The 25700-nt window shown below is 61.1% G+C and carries 21 protein-coding genes and 2 pseudogenes; 10 read left to right on the forward strand and 13 right to left on the reverse strand.

What is annotated here, in order from left to right; genetic code table 11:
* The 7 genes from AC1DYF_RS28395 to AC1DYF_RS28425 form a co-directional block, all read right to left on the reverse strand.
* Window positions 1-699 (reverse strand): ABC transporter ATP-binding protein, encoded by a 699-nt coding sequence (locus AC1DYF_RS28395; protein ID WP_477880689.1) that lies wholly within the window; start codon window positions 697-699, stop codon window positions 1-3.
* Window positions 692-2509 carry an ABC transporter permease subunit gene (locus AC1DYF_RS28400; protein WP_477880691.1) on the reverse strand — a complete coding sequence of 606 codons (1818 nt, stop codon included), beginning with the start codon at window positions 2507-2509 and terminating at the stop codon, window positions 692-694. Before AC1DYF_RS28400 ends, AC1DYF_RS28395 begins: the two co-directional genes overlap by 8 nt.
* 11 nt (window positions 2510-2520) lie before the next feature.
* Window positions 2521-3387, reverse strand: a complete 867-nt coding sequence (locus tag AC1DYF_RS28405) for an ABC transporter permease subunit (RefSeq protein ID WP_477880693.1) — start codon at window positions 3385-3387, stop codon at window positions 2521-2523.
* Window positions 3388-3431: 44 nt separating this feature from the next.
* Window positions 3432-4640 (reverse strand): urea ABC transporter substrate-binding protein, encoded by a 1209-nt coding sequence (locus AC1DYF_RS28410; RefSeq protein ID WP_477880695.1) that lies wholly within the window; start codon window positions 4638-4640, stop codon window positions 3432-3434.
* A 312-nt stretch (window positions 4641-4952) separates the two neighbouring features.
* Window positions 4953-5741 carry a FadR/GntR family transcriptional regulator gene (locus tag AC1DYF_RS28415; protein WP_477880697.1) on the reverse strand — a complete coding sequence of 263 codons (789 nt, stop codon included), beginning with the start codon at window positions 5739-5741 and terminating at the stop codon, window positions 4953-4955.
* Between the two features lie 19 nt (window positions 5742-5760).
* Complete coding sequence (locus tag AC1DYF_RS28420) at window positions 5761-6759, reverse strand: ABC transporter permease (RefSeq protein ID WP_477880699.1); 999 nt, start codon at window positions 6757-6759, stop codon at window positions 5761-5763.
* A 12-nt stretch (window positions 6760-6771) separates the two neighbouring features.
* Complete coding sequence (locus AC1DYF_RS28425) at window positions 6772-7512, reverse strand: ATP-binding cassette domain-containing protein (protein ID WP_477880701.1); 741 nt, start codon at window positions 7510-7512, stop codon at window positions 6772-6774.
* 138 nt (window positions 7513-7650) lie between these two features.
* Here AC1DYF_RS28425 and AC1DYF_RS28430 point away from each other — a divergent pair, with 138 nt between their 5' ends.
* The 8 genes and pseudogenes from AC1DYF_RS28430 to AC1DYF_RS28465 form a co-directional block, all read left to right on the forward strand.
* On the forward strand, window positions 7651-8631 hold the full coding sequence (locus AC1DYF_RS28430; protein WP_477880703.1) for an NAD-dependent epimerase/dehydratase family protein: 981 nt from the start codon (window positions 7651-7653) through the stop codon (window positions 8629-8631).
* A 58-nt stretch (window positions 8632-8689) separates the two neighbouring features.
* Window positions 8690-9682: a substrate-binding domain-containing protein gene (locus tag AC1DYF_RS28435; RefSeq protein ID WP_477880705.1), complete on the forward strand. Its 993-nt coding sequence runs from the start codon at window positions 8690-8692 to the stop codon at window positions 9680-9682.
* Window positions 9683-9822: 140 nt separating this feature from the next.
* Entirely contained in the window at window positions 9823-10770 is a 948-nt protein-coding gene (locus AC1DYF_RS28440; RefSeq protein WP_477880741.1) for a sugar-binding protein, read from the forward strand.
* 91 nt (window positions 10771-10861) lie between these two features.
* Window positions 10862-12409, forward strand: a complete 1548-nt coding sequence (locus tag AC1DYF_RS28445; protein ID WP_477880707.1) for a sugar ABC transporter ATP-binding protein — start codon at window positions 10862-10864, stop codon at window positions 12407-12409.
* Window positions 12409-13386, forward strand: a complete 978-nt coding sequence (locus AC1DYF_RS28450) for an ABC transporter permease (RefSeq protein WP_477880743.1) — start codon at window positions 12409-12411, stop codon at window positions 13384-13386. The genes AC1DYF_RS28445 and AC1DYF_RS28450 overlap by 1 nt, the downstream gene beginning before the upstream one ends.
* A gap of 55 nt (window positions 13387-13441) precedes the next feature.
* Window positions 13442-13677 (forward strand): annotated as a pseudogene (locus tag AC1DYF_RS28455) (phosphoenolpyruvate hydrolase family protein); the annotation flags it as partial.
* A gap of 23 nt (window positions 13678-13700) precedes the next feature.
* Window positions 13701-14108: a cupin domain-containing protein gene (locus AC1DYF_RS28460; protein ID WP_477880709.1), complete on the forward strand. Its 408-nt coding sequence runs from the start codon at window positions 13701-13703 to the stop codon at window positions 14106-14108.
* Between the two features lie 33 nt (window positions 14109-14141).
* Window positions 14142-14306: pseudogene (locus tag AC1DYF_RS28465) on the forward strand (M24 family metallopeptidase); the annotation flags it as partial.
* 263 nt (window positions 14307-14569) lie between these two features.
* Here AC1DYF_RS28465 and AC1DYF_RS28470 read toward each other — a convergent pair.
* From AC1DYF_RS28470 to AC1DYF_RS28495, 6 genes are read right to left on the reverse strand one after another with little or no spacing between them, the layout of a single operon-like run.
* On the reverse strand, window positions 14570-16255 hold the full coding sequence (locus AC1DYF_RS28470; protein ID WP_477880711.1) for a thiamine pyrophosphate-binding protein: 1686 nt from the start codon (window positions 16253-16255) through the stop codon (window positions 14570-14572).
* Between the two features lie 18 nt (window positions 16256-16273).
* Window positions 16274-17467: an NAD(P)/FAD-dependent oxidoreductase gene (locus AC1DYF_RS28475; protein WP_477880713.1), complete on the reverse strand. Its 1194-nt coding sequence runs from the start codon at window positions 17465-17467 to the stop codon at window positions 16274-16276.
* 9 nt (window positions 17468-17476) lie between these two features.
* Window positions 17477-18289, reverse strand: a complete 813-nt coding sequence (locus AC1DYF_RS28480; RefSeq protein ID WP_477880715.1) for an NAD-dependent epimerase/dehydratase family protein — start codon at window positions 18287-18289, stop codon at window positions 17477-17479.
* A gap of 11 nt (window positions 18290-18300) precedes the next feature.
* On the reverse strand, window positions 18301-19512 hold the full coding sequence (locus tag AC1DYF_RS28485; protein ID WP_477880717.1) for a pyridoxal phosphate-dependent aminotransferase: 1212 nt from the start codon (window positions 19510-19512) through the stop codon (window positions 18301-18303).
* Window positions 19509-21164: a hydantoinase B/oxoprolinase family protein gene (locus AC1DYF_RS28490; protein ID WP_477880745.1), complete on the reverse strand. Its 1656-nt coding sequence runs from the start codon at window positions 21162-21164 to the stop codon at window positions 19509-19511. The genes AC1DYF_RS28485 and AC1DYF_RS28490 overlap by 4 nt, the downstream gene beginning before the upstream one ends.
* A gap of 23 nt (window positions 21165-21187) precedes the next feature.
* Complete coding sequence (locus AC1DYF_RS28495; protein ID WP_477880719.1) at window positions 21188-23272, reverse strand: hydantoinase/oxoprolinase family protein; 2085 nt, start codon at window positions 23270-23272, stop codon at window positions 21188-21190.
* 312 nt (window positions 23273-23584) lie between these two features.
* Here AC1DYF_RS28495 and AC1DYF_RS28500 point away from each other — a divergent pair, with 312 nt between their 5' ends.
* Together AC1DYF_RS28500 and AC1DYF_RS28505 are read left to right on the forward strand one after the other, a co-directional pair.
* Window positions 23585-24700, forward strand: coding sequence for a branched-chain amino acid ABC transporter substrate-binding protein (locus AC1DYF_RS28500; protein WP_477880721.1), 1116 nt, complete (start codon window positions 23585-23587; stop codon window positions 24698-24700).
* Between the two features lie 82 nt (window positions 24701-24782).
* Entirely contained in the window at window positions 24783-25694 is a 912-nt protein-coding gene (locus AC1DYF_RS28505; RefSeq protein WP_477880747.1) for an ABC transporter permease subunit, read from the forward strand.
* The last annotated feature ends 6 nt before the right edge of the window (window positions 25695-25700 follow it).

The raw sequence follows: 25700 nt of genomic DNA on the forward strand, positions 1-25700 counted from the left end.
TCAGACTCCCAACAATTCCTGCTGCAGTTGGCGATTGGTGCGGAAGCTCTCGCGATCCGTCTCGAGGCGGATCGCACCCTTTTCCATCACGTAGAGGCGTTCCACGATCGAAAGACAGAAATCGAGATCCTGTTCGGCAACCAGGATGGCGATCTTGCGCTGCTTGTTGACGCGCTTGAGGATCCCGGCAATGTCATCGATGATCGATGGCTGGACACCCTCGGTGGGTTCGTCCAGAAGCAGAATCCGGGGTTGGATCGCGAGCGCTCGGGCAAGCGCAAGGATCTGCTGTTGCCCACCGGAAAGGCCGCCGGCGAGATCGTCTGCCTTCCTCTTGAGGATCGGGAAATCCTCCATCGCCTCCGCGACTGCCCGCTTGCCGTTGTGGCCATTGGCCTCCGCGGCGACGGCTATATTTTCAATGACGGTCATGCGTGGGAAGACGTAGCGGCCCTGCGGGACGTAGCCGATGCCCAGCCGCGCCCGCCTGGCAGGCGAGAGCGGCGCTGCCGCCCCGTCGATCTCGACCCGGCCTTGCATGGCGGGCAGGAGCCCGGTGGCAAGCCGCATCAGAGTCGATTTGCCGACGCCGTTGCGGCCGAGCAGGCCGACGACCTCGCCGGCGCCCACCGTTAACGACACATCGCGGACAATGATCGTCTTGCCGTAGCCGCTGGTTGCATTGACGATGCTAAACATGCTGACGCCTCCCGAGATAGATATCGAGGACGCGCTCGTTTGCCCTCAGCGTGTCGATATCGCCTTCGGCAAAGACCTCGCCTTGGTGAAGCACCGTGACATGGCCGTCCAGAGTTCGGACGAAGTCCATGTCATGCTCGACCACGATCACGGTCATATGCCTGGCAAGCGTACGGACGAGCACAGAGAGTTCCCGCGTCTCCTCATTGGTCATGCCCGCCGCCGGCTCGTCCAGAAAGACGACGCGGGGCGCCAGGCACAGGACCATGCCGATGTCGAGCCATTGCTGCTGGCCGTGCGACAGCGCCGAGGCCTGGACAGCGGCCTGTTCCGGAAGCCCGAGCATCTCCATGATTTTGCCGCTGACTTGGTCGGCGGCTTTCGAATCCCGCGTCGTCGCATAAGCGGCGATCCAAAGATTCTCATGTACCGTCAGCGCGCCGAAGACTTGCGGCTTCTGGTTCTTCACGCCCATGCCGTCCCGTACGCGGGCGAAGATCGCCTTTCTGGTGACGTCGCCGCCGCCCATCTCGATCCGGCCGGCATCGGGGCCATAGATGCCCACGCAGGTCTTGAGATAAGAGCTCTTGCCCGCACCATTCGGTCCGATCAGCGAATAGGGCCGGCCAGGCTCAAAGCTTCTTGTGACGCGATTGACGGGAACGATGCCGCCGAAGCGCTTGAGCACATCGGTGGTCGTGAGCCGCTTGGCAGGACCTGCGCGGCGGGCGGCATCTTCGAGAATGCCATCCAGCACCTTTTCGTCGATAATGACGGGCCTGCAATTCCGTGCAGCGTCGTTGGGATCGGGAAGCCTGCGGCGCCAGAGATTGCCGATCGTGCCGACCAGACCGTTTTGCAGGAAGAGCACCAGGACGATCAGCACAGCGCCGAGGATAAGCGTGGTCTGGCCACTCACCGCGCCACCGCCGAGCCAGTAGGACAGGCCACCGATCGCAAGCGCGCCGACAAAGGCGCCGGCGAGCGTGCCGAGGCCGCCGACGAGCACATAGATCGGCACGAGGAGCGCCTCCTGAACGGAAAAGATCGAGGGACTGAGATAGTTCGACCAGGCACCGAACAGTGCTCCGGCGAGGCCGGCAACCGCGCCGGCATAAGCAAAGTTCGCAAGCTGGTATTTACGGATATCGTAGCCGAGAAGCTCGGTCTTCTGCGCGTCGATGCGGATGCAATCGATCACCTTGCCGAAGGTCCCCCTCATCAGCCAGCGGCTCAGGAAATAGACGAGGGCCGAGACCACGATCACAAGAACGAGTCCCTGTGCCGGTCCGAGCGCGTCGGCGCCGGGCTGGAAGGCGAGCACATAGCCGGGAATGTTCGAAAGCCCGTTGTCGCCGCCGATTTCCGCTGCCCCGGTCTTGAACGTCAGGGATTGCGTGAGCGACCAGAGCAGCAAGGTCAGCGTGTAGGACAGGATGGTGCTCTGCAGCGGCCCCATTTTCGCGAAGAAAATGATACCGCCCAGGACCGCCGAGGCCAAGGCCCCGAAGATTGCGCCGGCGAGCATGGCCCATATCACCGACCCACCCGTGACTGGAAGGAGATTGATCGCGACGACGCTGCCAAAATAGCCGCCGAGACCATAAAAGGCCGTTTGCCCGAGGCTGAGCAGGCCGCCGCGGCCCCATACGATATCGAGGCTGAGGCCGAGCAATCCGAAGATCACCCAGGACGTCGCGATATAGGCCAGATAGGGATCGATCACTGCCGCCGACCCGAGCCCCATGATGATCGCGGCAAGCGGGAAGATGATGCCGGCATGTTTGAAGAAAGATTGAGAAAGGTTCATCTGTCCGCTCCTCACATCTTGCGCCGCCAGTTGGCGGAGATACCGAGAGGAAACAGCCAGAGTATCAGGGCTGTAACGAGGAAGAAGAACACATCGCCGGCGACCGAGGTCAGGAAGCTTGCGGTGATCGCCGTACCACCCCCGAGCCCGATGGCTGCAATGACGCTTCCCGTGAGCGTCACCGGTCCGGCCACGACCACGGTCAGGAAGGCCTTGATGACGAAGGCGAAGCCCATGGACGGTGTGGCGGGCACGATGGGCAGGAGCACGGCGCCGGCAAAGCCGGCGAGGCCGCAACCGATCGCAAAGGTGATCGTGTTGACGCGTTTCGCCTCGATGCCGATCGCCAGCGCCATGTCGGGCTGCTGAATCGATGCGCGGGCTTTCCGGCCATAGGCCGTCCTGGTCATGAGGAGGTAGACAAAGAGGGTCATGGCAGCCGCCACGACGATCATCAGCAGCGGGTACACCGCAAGGCTATAGTCGCCGATGCGAAGACTCAAGGGCGGCATGCCGATGCCCGGCGTCACAGTACCGAAAATCAGGACGGCGAGCTGATAGAACACCATGCTCAGGCCCCAGGTCGCGAGCATGGTATCGAAAATCCGTCCGTAGAGACGACTGATGATCAGCACTTCGACCAGCGCACCGATCGCCATGGTCACGACGACGGCAACGGGGATGGACAGGAGATAGGGCGCGCCCATCTGCGTCACAGACAGGGCCGCGTAGGCGCCGATCATCAGGAATTCGCCATGTGCGAGGTTGATCACGCCCATGAGCCCGAAAACGACGGCAAGCCCGATCGTGGCAATCAGCAGGATCGATGCGCTGGAAAGCGACGAAAGAAGCACAGTCGCCAGATAGTCAACTTGCATAAGAACCTCCGGAACGGCGCGCCCGGGCAGGGCGCGCGCTTAAGTCATTCGGCTTCGGGCGAAAAATGCTTGGCGAGGGTGGGATTCGCGACGAGATCGCATTTGTCGTTCTCGTAGAGCGGAGGCGTATCCTCGAAGGTCTCGACGATCTTGAAACTGTGCTTGTCGTCGCCTTCGGCGATGTAGATGTTCTGTCGCAGGTGATGCGATCCGGGCTCCAGCGTGACCTTTCCGTTCGGTGCGTCAAAGGTCAAACCGCTTTCAAGCGCGGCAATGACGCCGACAGATTTCGAAGTGCCGGCCTTCTGCACGGCCTCGGCCCAGAGATGGACTGCGTTCCAGACATCCACGGCTTCGGACACGATCGGCGTATCGGAGCCGTATTTGGCGGTCCAGAGCTTGACGAATTGCGCATTGACGGGGTTGTCGACCACCATGAAATAACCCTGGCTCGCGATCAGCCCCTTGCCGGCTTCGGGCGAGACGACGACCTGCTGATTGCCCGAACCGTAATTCGTCGATACGACGCCGATGCTGTCTTTCAGGCCGGCGGCCGCGAACTGCTCGAGGAAGCCCGTCTGATTGGCGCCGACCGGCAGCGCGACGACGAAATTGGGCTTGGCGGCCTGGATTTTCTGGATCGTCGGAGCGTAGTCGGTGACCGTCAGTGCGAGAAAATCCTCGCCGACGACTTCGGCGCCCATCGACGCCGCATATTCCTGCACCCAGTGGGCGGAAATGGTGCCGAAATTATAGTCCGGCGCCATGATATAGATCTTCTTGCCATATTTCTTGACGGCCCAGTCGATCAGCACGGAAAGTTGCTGCGATGCGGACGGACCGGTGACGAAAGTCTGCTTGTCGCAGGCGCCGCCTTCATAGAGCGAGGCGTAGAAATAGGGAATATTGGCTCTGCGCACGATCGGCCGAATGGCTTCGCGCGACGAGCTTGTCAGGCCCGCAAACAGCGCGTCGACCTTGTCGCTCATCAGGGCGGTGTTGGCATACTGGATATATTTGCTCTGCTCCGACTGGGCGTCATAGGACGCGACGGAGATCGGCGCGCCGAGCAGGCCGCCCTTGGCGTTGATATCTTCGACGGCAAGCTTCAGCGCGTTCATCTGCTGAATGCCGTAGATGTTGAGGCCGCCGGTGAGGTCGAAAATGGCGCCGATCTTGGTTTCGGCGAATGCTGTGCCCGCGAAAAACGCCGACAATCCCGCAAAGGACAGTGAGAGCAGTCGTTTTTTCATAGTGTTCCCCTTCGCTTGAGCGAATAGGCAGAACACCAACAGACATAAAAAAAGCGCCGTCATCCGAACAGGTGTTCCGACTACGTCGCCTAGGTTTTCTTGCGCCACATCGCGCAGATGTGATCATGTTCAATTGCTGACCAATGTCAAGAGCAAACTTATCGTGGACATCAGCTCGATCGCGAAGGTGCTGATTTCCTTGGACTCAGTCGTGGCACAGCAAAGGGTCGTGAGTTCCGTTCCTTTCAGGGCGATCAAGCAGGATCATCGAGGCTACGGCGCGGATTCTTTTATGCGCGAGACTCCTGTCCGTCACGAAGGTCGCTTGCGGCCGATCATTTCATCCGTATTCGCAAGCAGGTTGCGGACAGCTTTACGCGCCTCGTCCGGCTGACGCAGTCTGATCTTTTCTTCGATGGCCTCGTGCAGGCCCTGTGCATGCCTCAGGCTATTGGCTTCCCGCGTCACAAATACGAACAAGGTGTTCAATGCGGACTCGATGAGCGTTCCGAGTGGGATCAGCAACTCGTTGCCGCTCGCTTTGAGGATAGCCAGGTGAAAGCGCGTATCGGCCCGCGTCCGCTCCGAGAGTGTCGGTGCAATGCCCATGTCGCGTGCGGCTTCGCTGATTTCCTGCATCTGCTCGGCCGAGCGACGTTCGGCTGCAAGTGCTGCGGCTTCCGGCTCGATGATGTAGCGAAATTCCTGCACCTCGCGCAGGAAAGAGGCCGAGTCGGGCGAGGCCGCGTACCAACTCAGGACGTCGCGGTCGAGCAGATTCCAGCTCTCGCGGGCCGTGACCCACGTGCCTAGCTTGGGCCGTGAGCTTAGCAGCCCCTTGGCCATCAGCATCTTGATCGCTTCGCGAACCGCTGTCCGGCTCACCCCGAAATAGTCAGCCCATTGCGTTTCGTTCGGCAGATAGGTTGCTGGAGGAAAATCGCCGCGCACGATCCGCGAACCGATCTCATTGGCAACCGACGTGTGGACGCTCGAACTGATCAGGAATTTTCCGGATAGAGACCTGCTTGATATGACCGATTCACCGCCAGGCATTTCGCCCCGCCTTCCCGCAGGCGCTGTGGGCTTCACATTACGCATTCTATTTCCAGACGAAAGGTTAGGAGTCAGATTCGCGATTGGCGCGAATTCGATCGAAGGCAACTGCCATGACAATGAAGCTCCCGACAAATGCTCCCTGCCAAAATGTACTTATTCCCAAAAGAGTCAAGCTGTTACGGATGATCTCGATGAGCGCGGCGCCGACGACGGAGCCGAACACCGTTCCCGCGCCACCCATCAGATTTGCGCCGCCGATGACAGCCGCCGCAATCACGCTGAGTTCCATCGATTGACCGAGATTTGTGGTGACCCCGCCAAGCCAGCCGGCCTCCAGAACACCGGCAATCCCGGCAAACAGGGCCGAAAACATATAGACGCTGATCTTCGTCCGCCGGACCGCGATGCCGGTCAGCACCGCCGCCTTCTCGTTGCTGCCGATGGCAAAGATATGCGCGCCCCAGCGCGTCCATTTGAGCGCCAGCCCGGTCAGCACCGCGAGAATGACCAGCGCTAAAACCGGATTGGCGATCCCGAAGGTGGAACCGCCGCCGAGCCAGAAGAATTCGTCTTGGTCCGGACCGAACTGATAGATCATCTTGTTTTGCGACAAGACCATGGCGGCGCTGCGGGCGACCGACAGCATGCCGAGCGTGACGACAAAGGGTGGAATGCGGACATAGGCGATCAGCATGCCGTTGACGGCGCCGACGAAGAGTGCGGCGGCGAGAGCGGCGATGATCGACAGCCACAGGGAATAGCCCGCATTCAACGAGAGTGCCAGGATCATTGCCGACAGGCAGAGCACCGAGCCGACCGAAAGGTCGATACCCGCTGAAATGATCACCACTGTCATGCCAAGCGCGATAATGCCGACAAAGGCGAAGTTACGGGTCACATTGAAAAGGTTGTGCGAGGTCGCGAACGTGTCGGTCAGCAGGCTCAGCATGATGCAGGCCAGGAGAGCGGCGACGAAGACCCAGAATTCCGGTTTGGAGAGCAAGAGCGAAAGCGGTGTATGCGTCTGCCTGTCTATGGCCTTTTCGATTTCGATTGCCATTAGCGCGCTCCCTCAGGCCTGCTCTATCGCACCGGTGATCAGGCCGGTGATTTCCTCGGGCGATGTCTCACCCGTGCGCTTGTCCGCGACTTTGTTGCCGCGCCGCAGGACGACGATCCGGTCGGCGACCGAAAAGACGTCCGGCATGCGGTGGCTGATCAGGACAACGGCCACGCCCTGCCGCTTCAATTCGGAAATAAGGTTCAGGACTTCCGCCACCTGCCGCACCGATATTGCCGCTGTCGGTTCGTCCATCAACACGATATCGGCGGATGAAAGCCGTGTCCGGGCAATCGCCACCGCCTGGCGCTGGCCGCCGGACATGTCCTTGACCAGGTCTTTCGGGCGTGTTTCGGATTTGAGTTCCTTGAATAGCCGAGCGGCCACAGCGTTCATGCCACGGTAGTCCATGATCCTGAATGGGCCGAAGCGGCGGGTCATTTCCCGGCCGAGAAAGACATTCACGGCAGCCGTCAGGTTGTCGCAGAGCGCGAGATCCTGGTAGACGATCTCGACGCCGTTCTCGCGCGCCTCGATCGGGCGGTGGAACTGCACCTCCCGATCCCTGATGTAGATGCGGCCGTGCGAGGGGCGGAAGTTGCCGGCGACGACCTTTACGAGTGTGGACTTGCCGGCGCCATTGTCGCCCATGAGGCCCACGACTTCGCCCTTTTCGATCGACATGGAAAAATTGCTGAGCGCCTGGATGGCGCCAAAATGCTTGGAAATCCCCTCCAATCTCAGTACCGGCATCAATTCCTCCCCTTCGCATGCAAGTTTGGACGCAAATATCCCGGCTCGTCAATAGCTGGACAAGACATATAAAATGATTTATCAGACAAATAATATTATATGATTAGACAGCTTATTGAGCTGTTTGGGGGAGGACGAATGCGCGTGCTGGTAACCGGCGCGACCGGCAAGGTCGGGCAGGCGTTGATTTCGGCTGTCCTGTCGGACCCAGCGCATGCCGAAACCGAGATCCGGGCTCTCTGCCACAATCGCAGCTTGCCGGCGGCAAGCCGGCTGTCGGTGATCCACGGCTCGATCGCCGATCGCGAGATATGCCGGCAGGCTGTTCAGGGCGTGACTCATGTCGTGCATCTGGCGACCTGCAAGGAAATTCCGGAAACGGTCATGGACGTCACGGTCAAAGGTCTGTTCTGGCTGCTTGAAGAGTTTCGGTCGAGTGCCTCGGCCCGCCGTTTCGTGCTGATCGGCGGGGACGCGGCCCTCGGTCACTTCTTTCACCGGCATCCGGCGCCGATCACCGAAGATGCGCCCTATATGGCCTATCCCGGCTGCTATGCACTCTCCAAGGTTCTCGAAGAGGTGATGGTCCAGCAGTTCGGCATCCAATACGGCGTCGACTGGTGCTGCCTGAGGGCGCCCTGGATCATGGAGAAGGACGATTTCAAGGCAAGCCTGTCCTTTGGTCCCGACAGGTTCGGCGGCCCGGATTGGTCATCGATGGTGTCTCCGGAGCAGGCCGAGACCTGTCGGGCGAACGGTACGGTGCCGTTGCTCCGGGATGCGTCCGGAGCGCCGATCAACCGCAATTTCGTCCATGTCGACGATCTCGTCGCTGCCGTCCTGAAGGCGCTCGAAGCGCGCGAGGCCCGCCAGCGGCTCTATAATATCGCGATGGACGAGCCGGTGAATTATGCTGTGGTCGCGGATTATCTTGCCCGCAGCCGCGGCCTGCCCTCGATCGATATCGGCAGCAACTATGTCAGCAACTGGTTGGACAATACGCGGGCCAAGGCCGAGCTCGGCTGGCGACCCGTCTACGACACCGCGCGGCTGATCGAAGCTTCCTGGACTTACCAGCGCCCGCCCGGCGATGCCAGGCGCGTCTGGTATCCAGGTTGAAGCCCGGACCTTTCCGGGGGGAAGTGCATCAACGTCACTCGAATTTTGGGAGGAATTCATGAGGAAGTTACTGACTGCCACGCTTGCAATTGCCGCGCTCACATTGCTTTCGTCCACGGCGCTCGCTGCCGACAAGACTTTGGCGATCGTCGTCAAGGGTCTGGACAACCCGTTCTTCGAACAGATCAATCTCGGCTGCCAGAAATGGAACAAGGAGAATGCAAGTTCCGGCTATAAATGCCTCTATACCGGTCCTGCATCGAGCGCCGATGAAGCCGGCGAAGTCCAGATCGTCGAAGATCTGCTCAACAAGCCTGACATAGCGGCGATCGCCATTTCGCCGTCGAACGCGCCGCTGATGGCCAACCTTCTCAAGAAGGTCAATCCCAAGATCCCCGTCATGACCATCGACGCGGATCTCGCGGCCGGCGATGCCGGGCTGCGCAAGACCTATCTCGGCACGGACAACTATCTGATGGGCGTCAAGTTCGCCGAACATCTCAAGAAGCTGAAGCCGGAAGGCGGCACCGTCTGCCTGCAGCTCGGCAATGTCGCTGCCGCCAATATCAACGCCCGAGCCGCCGGCACGCGCGATACGCTCTCCGGTACGAAGGGCGTCGAGCGCCTGAAAGGCGAGGGCGGATGGACCGAGATCGACGGATGCCCCGTCTTCACCAATGACCAGATCGATCTCGCCAACCAGCAGATGGCCGACACATTCACGGCGCATCCTGATCTCACCGCCTTCATGCTGATCGGCGGCTGGGCGCAGTTCGCGCCGCAGGCCTATGCGCAGGTGACCGATCAGGTGATGGACAAGCTGAAGTCCAAGCAGCTCGTCATCGTCGCCGGCGACACGCTGCCACCGCAAATGGACGCGCTCAAGGCTGGCCGAAGCGACGTACAGGTGGGACAGCGGCCGTTTGAAATGGGCTACCGCGCGCCGAGCGTGATGCTCGACCTGATCAACGGCAAGGCCGTCGAGCCGATCATCTATACCGGCCTGGACGAATGCACGCAGGACAATGCCGGCAACTGCATCGGCGGCTGACAGGCAGGCCGGCTCTGCCAACACAGAGCCGGCTCCATCTCTTCAGGCATTCAGCAATGCTGGCCCACCCGCGAAGTGGGGGCACGGCGGCGCTTTGACCATGTTCAACGACAATCAAGTGGATGGAGGAACAGATGAAGATGAAACTGACACTTCCGGCGTTGTTGCTCACCGCAGCATTTGCGGTCACCGGCGCGCATGCCGAAGACAAGAAGCAACTGGTTTTTGTCGTCAACGGCGCATCCGATTTTTGGAAGCTTGCCGAGGCGGGCGTGCGCAAGGCGCAGAAGGAACTGCCGAATTACGAACTGGAGTTCAAATATCCTGAGCAGGCTGCCGCTGCCGTCCAGCAACGCCTGATGAACGACCTGGTCGCAGCCGGCGTCTCGGCGATCATGGTCAGCGCCGTCGATCCGAAATCGTCGACCGAGGCACTCAACGAGATCGGCAAGCAGGTGCCGCTGTTCACCACCGACTCCGATGCGCCCGCCACCAACCGCATCGCCTATATCGGCTCGTCCAATACCGATGCCGGCAAGCAGGCGGGGCAAATCGCCCTCAAGGCACTCCCGAACGGCGGCAAATGCATGGGCTTCGTCGGGCTGCCGGGCGCCGACAATGCCCGCGAGCGTATCGAGGGCATGAAGTCGGTCATCGCCGGTTCGAAGGTCGAGTTGATCGACGTTCGCGGCGACGATATCGACCAGACGAGAGCCAAACGCAATGTCGAGGACACGCTTGCCGCCAATCCCGACATCAACTGCATGGTCGGCTTCTATTCCTATAATCCGCCGCGCATCTACGAAGTGCTCAAGGAAGCAGGCAAGCTCGGCCAGATCACCGTGATCGCCTTCGACGAGGACCCGATCACCCTGGGTGGCGTTCGCGAGGGGACGATCGCCGGCACGGTCGTGCAGCAACCGTTCGAATGGGGATATCAGGGCATGAAATTGATGGCCAAATATCTCGAAGGCGACAAGTCGGTGGTTCCGGACAGCAAGCTGGTGATCGTGCCCACACAGATCATCGACAAGGCCAATGTCGACGCATTCGAGGCCGAACTGAAGTCGCGCGTCAACGGCGGCTGAGACCTCGGAGGATACAGGCCGGCAACACCTCCCGTCGGCCTGTATCTCGTGTATGTTGCAGCTATGGTTGGGGGTGGATTCATATCGACGAATGACGCAGCCTTTCATCGACATCATTGAAATTGGAAAAGACTATCCAGGCGTGGTTGCGCTCGATCGGGTCAGCCTGTCGGTGGCAGCGGGCGAAGTTCTCGGCCTTGTCGGTGAAAATGGCGCCGGCAAGTCGACGCTGATGAAGATATTGGGCGGGGTGGTCGCACCGACCCGCGGCCATCTGGTGGTCGCGGGCGACCGGCTGGAGCGGCTGACTGTCGCCCGGTCGATGGCGGCCGGCATCGCTTTCGTGCATCAGGAACTCAACCTGTTCGACAATCTGACCGTCGCGGCCAATATCTTCATCGGCAGGGAGCCACGCCGGCGCGCTTGGCGCTGGTTGGTCGACGAAGAGAAGATGACGGCGATGGCACGTCCGCTGCTCAGCCAGCTGGGCGCGGATTTCGCGCCGCAGACGGCATTGGCCGAGCTTTCGCTGGCGGAAATGCAGCTGGTCGAAATCGCCAAGGCCTTATCGCTCAAGGCCAGGCTGATCATCATGGATGAGCCCACGTCGAGCCTCACGGCAGCCGAGACCGAGAGGCTCTTGGCGACCATCCGACGATTGAAAGCCGATGGCGTGAGCGTCATCTTCATTTCGCATCGATTGATCGAGGTTCAGAACGTCGCCGACCGCGTGGTCGTGCTGCGGGACGGCAAGCAGGTCTCGGAGTTGACTGGCGGGGACATCAAACCACGAGAGATGATCCGGCATATGATCGGCCGCGACCTCAAGACGCTTTACCTTCCACCCAAGAATGCACCCCGAGATCCCATTCTGGAGGCGCGGGCACTCAGAACCGGACATTGGCCGGCTGAAGAGGTCGACCTGTCCGTCCGCAAAGGCGAGATTGTTGGCCTCGCCGGCCTGGTTGGCGCCGGCCGGACCGAGTTTGCCCGCACTCTGTTCGGACTTGACCGTCCGGTGGCGGGGCAAATCCTTGTCGACGGTGCGCTTGTGTCCATATCATCGCCGGGCGACGCCATTCACCACGGCATTTATCTCGTGCCTGAAGACAGGAAGCACTCCGGTCTCGTGCTCGAATTTCCGGTCACGGAGAATGTCACGCTGGCGAATGCATCTGGTTTCAGCCGCTTTGGCCTGATGCAAAGGCGTGCCGAGCGGTTGCAGGCCGAGCAGCAGCGGCAGGCGCTCGATATCCGCTGCCCCGACGTCAAGGTCGAGGTTCGTTCGCTTTCGGGCGGCAATCAGCAAAAGGTGGTGCTGGCCAAATGGCTGTCGATGGCGCCAAAAGTCCTCATCTTCGACGAGCCGACACGCGGCGTCGATGTGGGGGCCAAGAGCGAGATCTACCGGCTGATGCGCGATCTCTCGGATGCCGGCGTCGGTATCCTGATGATCTCCAGCGACATGGAAGAGGTGATCGGCGTCAGCGACCGGGTCGTGGTCATGCATGAGGGCCGCATCGCCGGCGAGCTTGGCCGGCAGGAGGTCGGCGAAGCTGCGATCATGGCGCTGGCCGTCGGACGAGCCGGTGCCGAGGAAGCAGAACGGACGGCGATGGAAGGAGAACTGGTGCAATGATCAACCGGAAAGATCTCTGGCTGCTGATCCTGATCATCGTCGTCGGCGCGGTCGTGGCGATCATCAATCCGCGCTTCCTCTCGCCGATCAATCTCGCCAACACCGCCAATCTGATCGGCCTGTTCGGCATCTTCGCCGTGGCGCAGGCATTCGTGATCATCGCCGGCGGCATCGAACTGTCGGTGGGCTCGATCATAGCCTTGCTCGGCGTGATCTTCATCGATCTCGTGGCGCTCGGCACGCTGAACTGGAGCATAGCAGTGGTCCTGGTCATCGGTCTCGGCTGTCTGATCGGGCTGGTCCACGGCTTCCTGGTCGCCAGGATGCACCTGCAGCCATTCGTCGTCACGCTCTGCGGATTGCTGATCTATCGCGGCGTGGCGCGCTACTATACCGACGATTCCACTGCGGGTTTTCCATTCGGCGCCAGCTTCCCCACGCTCGAATGGCTGACCACCGGCCGTGTGCTGGGCGTCCCGAACAGCCTGATCGCCTTTGCCATCGTCACGCTGGTGATGGGCGTCGTGCTGCATCGTTCGGTGCTCGGGCGATATCTCTTCGCCGTCGGCAAGAATGAGGAAGCTGCCCGCTATAGCGGCATCGCAACCTCCAGCGTCGTTATCGTCTCCTATATGATCTGCTGCGGGCTGACCGCCGTCGCGGCGATCTTCATTGCCATGTACACACGCTCGATTTCGCCCTCATCACACGGAAATTTCTACGAACTCTACGCCATTGCCGCCGCGGTGCTCGGCGGTTGCTCGCTGCGCGGCGGCGAAGGGTCGATCATCGGCGTCGTTCTCGGCACGGTTTTGCTTCAGATCCTGCAAAACCTGGTCAATCTGCTGGGGATACCGAGCTCGCTCAACTTCGCGGTGATGGGCTCGGTTATCCTGATCGGCGTACTGGCCGACCAGCAGATATCGAGAGGGAGGCGGAGCGGTGCGAAGAGCAGGGCTAGATCTCYGGCGGCCTGATCGGTCTCACCGCCACCAGAACAATCTGCGATCGAACTGTTGCACAGCGGTGATACTTATAACTATGCCTTACGTCTTCAACGAGGCCGAGGCGATCGCGATGACCAAGGCCGGCGCCGAGATCGTCGTGCTCTGCCATGGCGGACAGATCTCGATGCGCGCGATATTCTTGAGCCTTGCAAGGGCGTCCACGGCTTCTATRGCGCAAGTTCGATGGAGCGCCTGCCGGCAGAAGTCGCTATTCGCAAGCAGACCGAGGATTTCAAATCGCTGGCCATCCGCACCGTCTGACAAGGAAATTGGGAGGAAAGAATATGAAGGAATTTTTCGTCTACCCGAAGGAGGTCGACGCGTTCGGCTTCGATTGGGGCCGGCTGTCGCTCACCGTTGGACCGGAGGTGAACGGCGCCAAGACCTTTTCCGGCGGCGTCGTGGACCTGCCGAGCGGCCGAGGCCACACACGCCATAACCATCCGGGCTCCGAGGAGATCATCTACGTGATTTCCGGCACCGGTGAGCAGATGGTGGAAGATGAGAAGGGCCATCCGGTTGTCCAGCAGGTTGGGCCCGGCTGTACAATTTTCGTTCCGGAGAGCCGTTTCCACTCGACCTTGAACAGCGGGCCAGGCCCGATGCAGCTCTTCGTGGTTTATTCGCCCGCCGGGCCGGAGCGCATGTTGCGAGATCTGCCGGACTTCCGCATCATTCCGGCCGGCAGCTGACCGGCCAGGCTCGACCGGCTGATGGACGAGGCGGGCATCGATGACGGTCATCCGCTAGAGGCTGGCATGGTGATTTCAGTTAAGACCACAATGCCGCATCCCAAGCGAGGCTTCATCAGGCGGGAAGACACGCTGGCGATCACGGCCACCAGCTATGAAATGTCTGATGGCCGTGGGCGTGAGCGGAATAGAGCTGGTCGGGTGATTTGCGTCCGGCCTAGGCGTGATTTGAGCGTGTCGCTGATGAATTCAATATACATGGCTCTCTGGTTGCTGGTCGCAGGCTGGTGTAAAGGCCGGTAGAAGCATACTCAAAAGTCAAGTTGATTTCAGTTCCATAACAAACCTTATGCGACATCATCATTGTAGCGGCTATTTAGTAATGCGACAGTCTCGCCTCTCGACGGTCTGGCCGCCGCCCGATATGGCTTCGAGGCGGGCCGGGAACGAGCCTGTCGCCATTATTTTCCTTGTGCTTTCGCGTGCTCACGAATCTGCGACAAGCTCATCTTTGGCGTCAGCGCCTCCGGGTCAATCCTGATCTCGATCAGCGCGGGCTTACCTGACGCTTCGCTCCGCTCGAACGCGGCCGCAAACACCTCGGTCGACTCCACGGTCTCGCCGTGAAGACCATAGGATCTCGCCATCGACGCGAAATCAGGGTTTGTCAACATCGTGCCGGAGACGCGACCGGGATAGCTTCGCTCCTGATGCATCCGGATCGTGCCATACATGCCATTATTGATAACGAGGAAGATCACGCGGGCGTCGTACTGCATCGCCGTCGCAATTTCCTGGCCGTTCATCAGGAAGCAGCCGTCCCCTGCGAACGCCACCACGGTGCGGTCGCGATTGGTCAGTTTGGCGGCGATGGCGGCCGGAACACCGTAGCCCATCGAACCGTTGGTCGGTCCCAGCTGGGTGCGGAAGGTCCGGTATTGATAGAACCGATGCGCCCAGGCGGAGTAGTTGCCCGCACCCGTCGTCAGGATCGCGTCGGCCGGAAGATGCGACCGGAGCCATTCCATCACATCGCCCATTTGCACCGGGCCGGGGACAATAGGATGCTTCAGGTTCTCAAGATAGTCTCCGTGGGCTTTTGCGGTCCATTCCGCCCATGACGGTTTCTCCAGAGGCGCGAGCTTGGGCGCCTTCGAAAGAAACCCGACGGGCGTCGCATTGATCGGCAAGGTCGCATGGTAGACACGACCGAGCTCTTCAGCGCCGGAATGGATGTGCACCAATGTCTGCTTCGGAACGGGGATATCGATCAGAGTGTAGGCCCCGGTCGTCATCTCTCCGAGCCGTGCGCCGACCGAAATCAGCAGATCGCAGTCCTTCATATGCTGGATCAGTTTGGGTCCCGCCGCCAGGCCGAGGTCGCCCGCGTAGTTGGGATGGGTGTTGTCGAACAGGTCCTGGCATCGGAACGAGGCAGCGACGGGAAGCGAGAATGCTTCGGAGAATTGACGCAGCTGTTCGACTGCCTTGCCCGTCCAGCCGCCGCCGCCGGCGACGACCATTGGGCGCTTCACTGTTTCGAGAAGACGGCGCAGCTCGGCGAGTTCCTCATCGCCGGGATAGGTCTCGACCTTCTTGTAGTGGGGAACATCGGCGACATCGACCCGGTCCGTCAGCATGTCCTCGGGAAGCGCGACCACGACAGGACCCGGGCGTCCATTGACAGCGCGGTGGAAGGCCTGGCTGATCAGTTCGGGGATGCGCGCGGCGTCTTCGATCTCGACCACCCACTTGGACATCTGGCCGAACATCCGGCGATAATCGATTTCCTGGAACGCCTCGCGCTCCATCTGATCCCGCGCGACCTGCCCGATAAACAGGATCATGGGGGTCGAATCCTGGAAGGCGGTATGGACGCCAATGGAGGCGTTCGTTGCGCCAGGACCTCGGGTCACGAAGCAGATGCCCGGCTTGCCCGTCATCTTGCCATAGGCTTCGGCCATATAGGCAGCGCCGCCTTCCTGTCTGCAGACGATCAGTTCGATATCGTCGCCTGCATCATGAAGGGCGTCGAGTGCCGCAAGATAACTCTCACCCGGGACGCAGAACGCGCGTTCGACACCGTGAATCCGGAGTGCATCAATGAGCACCTGCCCGCCGGTGCGGGTGGTCTTGGTCATTTCCATTGGGTTCCCCCGATTGAGTTAGATGACGGCGTCTTCCAGGAACGGACGGTTGGCGACCACCCGCTCATAGCCAAACGGCGACAAATCCAGGGTCTTGAAGGACCCGTATGTGATGAGTTCGCTCAGCCCACGGCCCATGGCCGGGGATTGCTGGAGCCCGTGGCCGCTGAAGCCGTTCGCGAACAGGAAATTCCCGACCTCGGTATGCGGTCCGAGCACGACATTGTGATCGAGAACGCAGTAGTCATAGTGCCCTGCCCAGGAATTGACGACCTTGATCGCTTCGAAGGCCGGAACCCGTTCTGCCATCGTCGGCCAGATTTCCTCATCGAATTCGGCATGCATGACGTCGAAGTCATTCGGGTCGACCTCGGGATCGTGCTTGGGATAGGTCCCCATCAGGTAAAATTTGCCTTCGGGCCGGAAGAAGACTCCGGTCGGATCGATAGTCAAACCCACCTTCCCTTCAAGCGGCGTCCGGCAGTCGACCACAAACAGAGATCGCCGCCGCGGTTCAACGGGAACGTCAACTCCGGCCATTCGGGCGACCGTCTTGCCGTTGGTGCCGGACGTGTTCACCATTGTGCCGCAGCCGATCGTCTGGCCACTCTTCGTGGTCACGGACACGATACGGTTGCCCTCGCGGCTCACGGCAACGACCTCGTCCTCGATATACTCGACGCCGAGGGAGCGTGCCTTCTTTCGGAAGCCCTGCAGAAGGYCGACGCTGTCGAACCAGCCCTCCCCGCGCTCGCCCGTGCTGCCGAGGACGAGACCGTCGAGATTGAGCCAGGGGAAGCGACGGCCGAGCCCATCGGGATCGAGCAGCGTCACGTCTGCTCCGCAGGCGACCTGAGTTTCATGGTTGCGTCGCAAGACCTGCTCGCCGCGTTCGTCGGCGGCAAGAAAGAGGTAACCCGCCTCGTGGAACCCGATCTCAGCCGTGTCGTCATCGACAGCGACACTTTCCTTGAAGTTACGAATGAACTCGGTCCCGAACTGCGAAACCTTGACATTGATGGCGTTGGAGAACTGGTGCCGGATCGAACTCGACGACAGCGCCGTCGCAGACCGCTGGTACGTCCAGTCCTTTTCGATCACCAGAACCGAACCCTTGAAGTCCGGGTTGGTCGCAAGGAAATAGGCGGTCGAGCTGCCGACGACGGCGCCGCCGACAATCACGACATCATAGGAGGATTTCGAAGCCTGCATCGCCGAGCCTCACTTCTTCTCGTCTTCGAAGTGGCCGGCCGCGGCGAAGCTGCCCCCCTGGTAGCGAACGGCGGGATCGTTGGGATCGCCCTGCTTCGTGTCGGCGAAGATCTTTTCGGCGAAGTCGTCGGCACTGTCTTCAGGCTTGTAGCCGAGGGAGGCCGCAGTGCGATTGTCCCAGAACGCCTGGCTGTTGTTCGACATGCCATAGGCCACCATGAAGCCGACGCGCTCCGCCGACAGGCTCTTCTCAACGAGCTGGCGGCAATCGCGATACGAAAGCCAGGTGATGAGATGCCTGCGGTCGGTCGGCTCGGGGAAAGACGAGCCGATGCGAAGCGACACGGTTTCGATGCCGAATTTGTCGAAGTAGTAGCGCGCAAGGTTCTCCACGAAGGTCTTTGACACGCCATAGAGGCTATCAGGGCGCGTCGGCGCGTTTCCATCGATGGTTTCCGTACGCTCGTAGAAACCGATCGCGTGAACGGAGCTGGCATAGACGATGCGCTTGACGCCATGCTGGCGCGCGGCTTCGTAGATGTTGTAGCTGCCAGCGATATTGGCGTCGAGAATGGTCTTCCACGCGGCTTCCAGGCCTTGGCCGCCCATGTGCACAATGGCGTCGCACCCTTTGACCGCCGCGGAGACGGCGTCGAAATCGGTGAGGTCGGCGGACATGTCCTCCTCATGTGGAGCGAGGTCTTGGCAAGCGTTTCGCGCCGACAGGCGGACGATCTTGCCGAGGCGGGTTCCGGACTTGCGCAACTGCGTGCCCAACGCGCCTGCAGCACCGGTCAGAAGAACTCGATTGTAGTCACTCATGTCGATATCCCTCAGCGAAGCTGGCTCAATGCGTCGGCGATGCGGTCGATCGCGATCTGCAGATTTTCCCGAGAGGTGGCGAAGGAGAGCCGGATGTAAGGCTCCACGCCGAAAGCCGCGCCCGGAACGGTCGCCACCTTACCCGTCTTGAGCAGATAGGACGCCAGATCGGTGTCGTTCCTGATTGGAGTGCCATCGGGCGCGGTGCGGCCGATATAGGGGGCGCATTTCGGGAAAAGGTAGAACGCCCCTTCCGGTGCCCTCACCTCGAGACCCGGGATCGCCCCGAAACCTTTGGCGACGAGTTCGCCTCGAGCTTTGTACTCGGCGACCGCGTTGGTCACGAAGTCCTGCGGACCGTCCAGCGCGGCCGCCGCGGCGTATTGCGTGATTGACGAGGCGCACGTCGTGCTCTGGGACTGGAGCTTGTTCAGGACCTTGGTCAGTGCCTTCGGACCAGCTGCGTAACCAAGCCGCCATCCGGTCATGGCATAGGCCTTGGAGACGCCGTTGATGATGAGCGTGCGGTCCCGAAGCTCTGGGCAGGCCACGCCCACCGATGTGAAGGGGACGTCGCCGCAGACGATATGTTCATAGATTTCGTCGGACATGACCGCGACGCGGGGATGGCGGGACAGCACCTCGCCCAATGCCTTCAGTTCCGTTGCTGTGTAGATCGCGCCCGTCGGGTTGGACRGCGAGTTGAACAGGAACCACCGCGTCTTCGGCGTAATCGCCGCCTCAAGCTGCTCCGGTGTGATCTTGAAGTCTTGTTCGACGCCGCACGGCACGATCTTGGGAATGCCGCCGTGGAGGATGACGATGTCGGTGTACGATACCCAGTAGGGTGCCGGCACGACCACCTCGTCACCGGATTCGAGCGTGCCGAGAAACGCGTTGAACAGAATCTGCTTCGCGCCGTTGCCGATGGAAATCTCGTCCATGGCATAGTCAAGCCCGTTCTCGCGCTTGAACTTGCGAACGATTGCCTCGCGCAGTTCGGGCATCCCATCCGGAGCGGTGTAGCGGGTAATCCCGCGCCGCATCGCATCGACGGCCGCATCCACGATGTGGTCAGGCGTGTCGAAATCCGGTTCGCCCAGGGACAGGTCGACGACATGCTCGCCCTTGGCGCGCATCGCCTTGGCAGCCATGGAGACGGCCATGGACGGCGAAGACTTGATCGTCGCCGCTCTCGAGCTTTCAAAAACCATCATGTTCATTGGGAGTCTCCCCTGGCTCCTGCCTTGCCATATGCGGCGTATTGTTCATCGGTGATGTATCCATGGCGACGGTCGTTCTCGACCCGTGCCGCCGGACGACGTTGGGGATCGCCGAAGCCACCCCCGCCAGGCAATTGCAGAACCAGCTTGCGCCCTTCGGGCACGAACTGCAGGCCTTTGCCGCGAAGTTTCGTTCCGTCGTCGAGCGAAACCGAGCCGGCCGCGCCGTCTTGCCCGCCATCCCTGCCCCGTGCCGGATGCTCAAGGCGATCGAACATGGCGGAGAAACGGAAAGTGTATCCCTCGGCCGCCGAAATCTCGATCGTCTGCCCGAGGCCGCCGCGCAGTTCGCCCGCGCCACCGGAGCCCTCGCGCAGCTCCTTGCGCCAGACGATGACCGGGCCGACGTTTTCGGCGGCTTCGATCGGCATGGTGTGGACGCCACTCGGAAACGCGGTGGCGTTCAAACCGTCCAGAGCCGGACGCGCGCCGCTGCCGCCCGAGTTGAACATCAGGATTTCCGCGCCCTTGCCGCCGATCTGGTCGGCCACCGGACGGACGCTCATATGCAAGTTCCACAGCGCGCTCGCGCCTTCCGCGGGCACTTTGCCGGGCAATGCCTGGTGAAGCGCACCGAGCACGAGGTCCGGCACGAAATGGCCGAGCACATGGCGGACTGCAACAGGCGCCGGGCGTTTGGCGTTCAGGATGCAGCCTTCCGGCGCAGCCACCTCGAAAGGTGCCAGCGACGCCGCGTTGTTGGGGATTTCCGGGGCGACGACGCATTTGATGCCGTAACAGGCGTACGCCTTGGCGTAGACGAGCGGCACGTTGATGCCGAACTTGCTCATCCCCGAAGTGCCGTCGAAATCGACGAGAACGCCCTCCGGGCCGATGGTCAGCTTGGCGGCAAGGTGGACAGGCTCATCGTAGCCGTCGAGGTCCAGCGAGTAGGTCCAGCTGCCGTGCGGCAAGTTGCGCAGGCGTTCGAGCGTGGCCTCGCGGCTGTGCTTGAGGATGAAGCCGCCGATCATGTCGAGATCGGCGAGATTGAACTCGGTCAGCATGTCGACCAGACGCCGGTGCCCTGTCTCGTTACACGCCGCGAGCGCATAGAGGTCGCCCACGACCTTGTCGTTCTCACGGACGTTATTCCTCACGAACTGAATGAGGGTCTTGTTGACCTCGCCCCGTTCGAAGAACTTCATGATCGGAATGAAGAGGCCCTCTTCATAGACTTCGCGGGCATCCGGGCCAAAACCGCGGCCGCCGACGTCGACGACATGTGCGGTCGAGGCGAAATATCCGACATGCTTGCCGTGATGGAATGATGGGGTGACGATCGTGATGTCGTGGAGGTGCCCCGTCCCCTTCCAGGGGTCGTTCGTGATGTAGACATCGCCTTCGAAGATGTTGTCGCGGCCGATGTCGTTGATGAAGTGGGCGACGGATTCCGCCATTGCATTCACATGGCCCGGCGTGCCCGTCACCGCCTGTGCCAGCATTCTGCCCTCAAGGTCGAAGATGCCTGCGGAGAGGTCTCCCGCCTCGCGGACGCTCGTCGAGAACGCCGTGCGGATCAGCGTCTGGGCCTGCTCCTCGACCACGGAAACGAGCCGGTTCCACATAACCTGCATATGGATGTCGATCATTGACTGGTTCACGGGATCAATCCTCAGAGACGGGTTACGAGAAGGCAGTCGTCGCGCTGGACGATCGCCTTGAATGCCGCGGTGATGACGGTGGACGTCTCGCGCTCGACGATGACCGCCGGGCCGCGGACGACATCCCCCACCGCCAGATCGTCGCGCCTGTGGATACCCGCATCCAGGAACGCGCCCGAAGCCGCATCGAACAATTGCCTGCGGGAGCTCGGCATAACATGGCTTCCCGCATCGACCGAGCCGACACGTTCGACCGGAGGGAGCGGCGAGCTTGCCTTCACCGACCAGCTGACGATCTCGATTTCGAGGCCCTCGATCGCCCGGCCGAAGAAGCGGCCATAGGCCTGCTCGAAAGTCTCGGTCAACGATGCCGCGCCGCCGCCGTCGAATTTGGCGAACGACAGCGCGACCGGAATGTCCCAACCCTGTCCGGCATAGCGCATGAACAGCGTGCGCTCGAGAACGGGTTCCTTGTCATCGAGGCCGCCTTCGACGAAGCCGAGCGCCTCCGTCGTCATGTCTTCCAGCAGGCGGTTGGCGGCAGCCCAATCGAAACGCGAAAGATTGAATACCGAACTGCGGACAGCCTCGTAGCCGAACGGTGCCTTGAGAAAGCCGATGGCGGAACCGACGCCGGCGCCCGGCGGCACGAGAAAGGTGGAGATGCCCATCTTCTCGCAGAGGCGCGCGGCGTGCAGCGGACCCGCCCCACCGAAGGTGATCATGGTGAAGTCGGCAATGTTCTTGCCGTTCTCAACGGTGTGAACGCGTCCGGCATTGGCCATGTTCTCGTCGACGAGTTCGCAGGTGCCATAGGCTGCGCCGATATCGTCAAGACCGATCTCCGACCCGATCTCATCGACCATCGCCTTACGGCTGGCCTCGACCGAGAGCTTGATCGCGCCGCCGGCGAAATTATCGGGATCGAGCTTGCCGAGGATGAGATCAGCGTCGGTGACCGTCGGCTTGGTGCCGCCGCGCTGATAACAGGCCGGGCCTGGTTCCGAGGCCGCGCTGTGTGGCCCAACCCTGATCTGTCTCATTGAGTCGACGCCGGCAATCGAACCACCGCCAGCACCGATCTCCACCATTTCGACAACGGGAATTGAGATCGGCATGCCGCTTCCCTTGCGGAAACGGTAGGTGCGGGCGACTTCGAAGGTCTTCGCCGTCTTCGGGACATGGTTCTCGATGAGGCAGATTTTCGCCGTGGTGCCGCCCATGTCGAATGAAACCACCGAGTCGAGTCCGTGATGACGCGCCACGTCGGCCGCGAAGATCGCGCCACCCGCCGGACCGGACTCGACAAGGCGCACCGGGAATTCGGAAGCGCTCTCCACCGAGACGATGCCGCCGCCGGAATGGATCATGAAGACCGGGCAGACGACGCCGATGTCCTTGAGCGAAACCACCAGGCGGTCGAGATACGACTTGATGGCCGGCTTGACATAGGCATTGGCGCAGACGGTGTTGAAGCGTTCGAACTCGCGCATCTGCGGCGAGACTTCCGAGGAGATCGACACCGAGAGGCCGGGCATGCGGGCCAGCAACGCGTCGCGGACCGACGCCTCGTGGCGGCCATTGGCGTAGGCATGGATGAACCCGATTGCGACGCTCTCGTAACCGCCCTTCCGGATCGCGTCGACAACCGCGCCGACGGATGCCTCGTCGAGCGGGAGCAACACTTTGCCCGACGCGTCGACGCGCTCGCGGACGACAAAGCGATCCGCGCGTTCGATGAGCGCCGGGGGCAGCGAGATGTTGAGGTCGTACTGTTCAAAGCGGTTTTCGGTCCGCATTTCGAGGACGTCTCGGAAGCCTTCGGTGGTGACCAACGCGGTCTTGGCCCCTCGCCGCTCGATGAGGGCGTTCGTCGCGAGCGTCGTGCCGTGGATCAATTGCTGGATTTCGCCAAGCCCGATCCCGGCGAGGTCGGCGACCGCCTGCACACCCCTAAGAATCGCCCGCTCCGGAGCCGCGTAGTCCGTCAGCACCTTGGTCGAATGGAGCACGCCGTCCAACTCGAGGGCGACATCCGTAAAGGTCCCTCCGATGTCGACCCCGGCGCGGCAATTCCGTGATGCCCTGTTTGCCATTTGATTCCCCACTCTTGGTCCGTCGGCAGCTTCACATTCCTTGAAGCGGATTTCCAGCGCGCGGGCGCAAGCCTGCGAGTTCCCTCGCCAATCGGCCCGGGAAGCCTGAAACAATAATTCCGCTTGACGAGCTTGGTATATGTCACTTATCATACATGTGTCAACTGAAAACGGGCAGGGATTTTTCGAAACTTCGGGCGAGCAAAGGAGGGGCGTCGATCGAGCACCACGTCCGGCGGACGCAACAACATGAACGCGGATCGAACCGCGGCAGCCAATCCAGATTGACTTCAAACCAGAGGGAAATTCTCAGTGAAACAGATTCTCAAGCTTCTCGCGGCCAGCGTGGTCGCGTCGTCGGTTCTTCTCGCCCCGGCTTTCGCCGCCGACACGATCAAGATCGGCGTCGCGGGGCCGTTCACGGGCGCGAACGCCACGTTCGGCGAACAGATTTTCAGTGGCGTCTCCGCCTACGTGAAACAGGTCAACGCCGCCGGCGGCATCAACGGCAAGCAGATCGAGCTGGTCAAGGGCGACGACGCCTGCGAACCCAAGCAGGCCGTGGCGGTTGCCAATCATTTCGTCGACCAGGACAAAGTCCAGGCGGTCATCGGGCACTTCTGCTCTTCAAACACAATCCCAGCATCTGAAGTCTACAATGACGCGGGCATACTCGAGATGACGCCGTCATCCACCAATCCGACGGTGACCGACCGTGGTTTCGACAACCTTTTCCGCGGCTGCGGCCGAGACGACCAGCAGGCCGTCGTCGCCGGCGCGTTCATCCTCGACACGCTGAAGCGTGACAAGATCGCGCTGATCCACGACAAGGACACCTATGGACAGGGCCTCGTAGACGCTCTGAAAAAGACCATCGAGGCGCGGGGCGTCAACCCCGTACTCTACGAGGGCCTGACCCGCGGCGAACGCGACTTCAACGCCATCGTCACCAAGATCAAGAGCTCCGGGGCAAATGTCGTTTACTTCGGCGGCCTCATCCCCGAGGGCGGTCCGCTTGTGCGTCAGCTCAAGGAACAGGGTCTCGACGTGGCGTTCGTCACGGGCGACGCGTTCGCGCAGGCTGAAATCGTCGCCGCGGCGGGCGGTCCCGCAAACCTCAAGAACGTCTACTACTCGGCGACGCCCGATCCGCTTCTTGATCCGACGACCAAGGACGTCCAGGACGTGCTGAAGAAGGACAACATCACGCCGGCGAACTATGTCCTCTACGGCTACGCCAACGCCCAGGCGGTCATCGCCGCGCTGAAGGCCGGAGACGATCTCAAGGCACAGACCAATTGGCTCCGCAGCAACACGGTCGACTCCGCAATCGGCAAGATCACCTGGGATGCCAAGGGCGACATCAAAGACTTCAAGTTCGTCTTCTACAAGTTCGACGACAAGGGCACCCCTGTCCTGACGAACTAAGGCACCAACGCAACGGCCGGACAAATATGTCCGGCCGTTGCTTCACTGCCCAAAAAAACAAAAAAAGGGGTTCGCCATGGACATGTACATACTCGTCCAACAGCTATTCAATGGCATCACGCTCGGCACGATCTACGGCTTGATCGCCGTCGGATACACGATGGTCTACGGTGTCATCCGGATGATCAATTTCGCCCATGGCGACGTCTACATGGTTTCGGCCTACGTCGCCGCGATCACACTCGCCGTGCTCGGTTTCTTTGGCGTACAGTCGGTGCCGTTCGCCCTGATCTCGGTTCTCGTCATCACCTGCGTCATCACGGGGTTCTACGGCTGGGCGATCGAACGGGTCGCATACCGGCCGCTTCGCGGGTCGACAAAGCTAGCCCCCCTCATCTCCGCCATCGGCATCTCCCTGATGCTCCAAAGCTATGTGCAGATCGCCCAGGGCGCACGCGACCAGGGCGTCCCCACCCTCATCCAGGGAGCGTTCCGGTTCGGCGACGCGCAGCACTTCGCGCAGATCACTTATATGCAGACGGTCATCCTCATCGCCGCGTTCGCGGCAATGGCACTTCTGACATATGTCATCAACTACACCCGCATCGGCCGCGAATGCCGCGCGACACAGCAGAACCTCAGGATTTCCGCCGTGCTCGGTGTCAACACCGACAGGATCATCTCGACGGTTTTCGTCATCGGCGCGTCCACCGCGGCCGTCGGCGGCACCCTCGTGACCTTCAATTACGGCTCGTTCAACTTCTTCATCGGCTTCGTGATGGGCATAAAGGCCTTCACAGCTGCGGTTCTGGGAGGCATCGGCTCCCTGCCCGGCGCGGTTCTCGGCGGCGTCCTTCTCGGCCTCACCGAAGCGCTTTTCGCCGGCTATGTGAGCACGGACTATAAGGACGTCTTCGCCTTCGCCCTGCTTATCACCCTTCTGTTCTTCCGCCCTTACGGCCTTCTCGGCAAACCCGAAGTGCAAAAAGTCTGAGGGGGA

The organism is Rhizobium sp. P2_G9, assembly GCF_056403475.1.